Genomic DNA, 2,443 nt, shown 5'->3' on the forward strand with positions numbered 1-2,443 from the left:
GCCGCCTCGGTCAGGACCCGGTCCCTGGCGGGCGCCGCGAGTCCGGGATAGCAGGTGCCCAGCAGCAGGGCCGCGTCGGTCCGGGGCAGGGCCTGCACGTCGACCGCTTCGGCCGCCCAGGCCTGGGTGGCCGGCCCGTCCGGTCGGGTGGCGCCGACGACCACCACCGGCAGCCCGGCACTGCGCCGGTGGAGGAAGGCGAAGACGGTCGCGCTCGACGAGTCGATCCAGTGCAGGTCGTCCAGGAGCAGCAGCACGGGCGCGGTCCGCACCGCCTCCTCCAGCAGCACCAGTGCGGCGGCGCCGACGGCGAAGCCGCTCGGGCTCCCGGAGCGGACGCCGAGCGCGCTCTCCAGGGCCTCCCGCTGGTGCGCGGACAGGGCGTCGGACCGCTGGAGCAAGGACCAGAACGCCTGGTGGAGGGCGCCGAACGCGAGGTCCGTCTCCGCCTCGGCGCCGACCGCACGCAGGACGGTGAACCCGCGCTCGCGGGCCGCCCGTTCCACCCAGGCCAGCAGCGTGCTCTTGCCGACGCCGGCGTCGCCGCGCAGCAGTACCGTCGACCCGCTCGCGCCGTCCACGGCCTGCACCAGCGCCGCGGTCAGCAGCTCCGTCTCCCGCTGCCGCCCGACCAGGACGGGCGTCCGCCTGTCCTCCACCACTCCTCGTCCCCCTCGGGTCAACTCGCCCGATCCCCGGGCACCCAAAGGTTACCGCCCGCCCGAACCCGCAGGTCACAGGCCAGGTGGGACGCCCGCGCCCGGATGGGGCGGGGGTGGTGGCCGCCCCTGCCGCCGGGACCGCCACCGCCGGACCGGCCGCGGGAGCGGCGGCTGGTCCGGCGGCTGGTCCGACGGTTGATTCGCCGTCAGTTCACCGTGGCGTCACGGTCGCTTCGGGGGGCAGTAGTCCGAAGCCCTGACGGGCTCAGTCGGCGAGGAATTCCACGAGGTCCTTGGTGAACTCCGCCTCGAAGGTGCCGACCAGCCCGTGCGGCGCGCCCGGGTACACCTTGAGCGTGCCCTGGGAAAGCAGGGCGGCGGTCTTGAGGGCGGAGGCGGCGATCGGCACGATCTGGTCGTCCTCGCCGTGGGCGACCAGCACCGGGATGTCGATCTTCTTCAGGTCCTCGGTGAAGTCGGTCTCCGAGAACGCCGCGATGCAGTCCAGGGCCGGCTTCAGCCCGGCCTGCATGCCCTGCAGCCAGAACTCGCGGCGCTTGCCGTCCGAGACGACGGCCCCGGGGCGGTTGAAGCCGTAGAACGCCTCGCTGAGGTCGTAGTAGAACTGCGAGCGGTCGGCCCGCACCCCGGCCCGGATGCCGTCGAACGCCTCGATCGGGGTGCCCTCCGGGTTGGCGTCCGTCTTCAGCATCAGCGGCGGAACGGCGCCCAGCAGCACGGCCTTGCGCACCCGGCCGCTTCCGTGCCGCCCGAGGTACCGGGCCACCTCGCCGCCGCCGGTGGAGTGGCCGACCAGCACGGCGTCGGTCAGGTCGAGGTGCTCGATCAGCTCGGCCAGGTCGTCGGCGTACTGGTCCATGTGGTGGCCGTCCCACGTCTGGGTGGAACGACCGTGGCCGCGCCGGTCGTGCGCGATGACCCGGTAGCCGGCCTCGGCGAGGGCCACCGCCTGGGCGTCCCAGGCGTCGGCGTTCAGCGGCCATCCGTGGGAGAGGACGACGGGGCGGCCGGTGCCCCAGTCCTTGTAGAACTTGCGGGAGCCGTCGGCGAGGGTGAGGAAGGGCATGGGAGACCTCTCGTGAGTGTCCGGGCGGGCTGCCCGGACCAACTGGAGTGAACGGCGGTCTTGGCGCGGCATCCTGACGATGCGTCATACGCGGGAGTGCCGGGCGGTGCGACCGCGCTTTTGAACCGTAGCCGTCGGCCCGGGGAACGCGTTGCCCCTGCGTGCAGCGTGTTTGCCCGACAGGGAACTCCCCTGCGCCCGCTGGGTCGTGCGCCTGCCCCTGGTCGGCTGCGGGGTCGGCGATGATACTGGCCGAATGGGGTTCATCATCTTTATGACGCTGCCGGGGCTGGTACTGCTGCTCACCGCGGTCATCCTGGTCGACCAGGTGCTACTACGCGCCGGCCGGGCCGGACTGCTGCCCTGGCGGACCAGCGACCGGCAGGGGCAAGTCTCCGCGACCGGATTCGAGCAGTTGCACGCCACGTTCTCGGGGGGCAAGCAGCACGAGCTCAAGGAACGGCAGTCGGCGCTGATGCTGCGCGACGACGACGAGGAGGGCGCCCCGCCGACCCGCAGCGAGGTGGACCTCGCGCGCGGTGCGGCGGTGATCCGGCTGCCGAAGGCGTCCTGACGTCGCAGCCGGCCGGGAAATGCAAAGAACCCCCGTCCGGTTTCCCGGGCGGGGGTTCTCTGTGAATGATTGTTCGGCGGCGTCCTACTCTCCCACAGGGTCCCCCCTGCAGTACCATCG

At 72.6% G+C, this 2,443-nt stretch carries 3 protein-coding genes; 1 reads left to right on the top strand and 2 read right to left on the bottom strand.

From position 1 onward, the window contains the following. On the bottom strand, nucleotides 1–659 hold a 659-nt coding region (locus ABZ885_RS39395), incomplete at its 3' end, for an ATP-binding protein (RefSeq protein ID WP_360199745.1). Nucleotides 660–927: 268 nt separating this feature from the next. After that, nucleotides 928–1,749: an alpha/beta hydrolase gene (locus tag ABZ885_RS39400; RefSeq protein WP_360199747.1), complete on the bottom strand. Its 822-nt coding sequence runs from the start codon at nucleotides 1,747–1,749 to the stop codon at nucleotides 928–930. Between the two features lie 256 nt (nucleotides 1,750–2,005). Here ABZ885_RS39400 and ABZ885_RS39405 point away from each other — a divergent pair, with 256 nt between their 5' ends. Further along, on the top strand, nucleotides 2,006–2,323 hold the full coding sequence (locus ABZ885_RS39405; RefSeq protein WP_360199749.1) for a DUF6191 domain-containing protein: 318 nt from the start codon (nucleotides 2,006–2,008) through the stop codon (nucleotides 2,321–2,323). Nucleotides 2,324–2,443 lie beyond the last annotated feature (120 nt).

It is taken from the genome of Kitasatospora sp. NPDC047058 (assembly GCF_040643935.1).
Classification (GTDB): Bacteria; Actinomycetota; Actinomycetes; order Streptomycetales; family Streptomycetaceae; genus Kitasatospora.

What these genes read in the sequence shown, in the direction of transcription:
- ABZ885_RS39405 (WP_360199749.1), top strand. Translation starts at nt 2,006, where the DNA reads ATGGGGTTCATCATCTTTATGACGCTGCCGGGGCTGGTACTGCTGCTC.
- ABZ885_RS39400 (WP_360199747.1), bottom strand. Translation starts at nt 1,749, where the DNA reads ATGCCCTTCCTCACCCTCGCCGACGGCTCCCGCAAGTTCTACAAGGAC.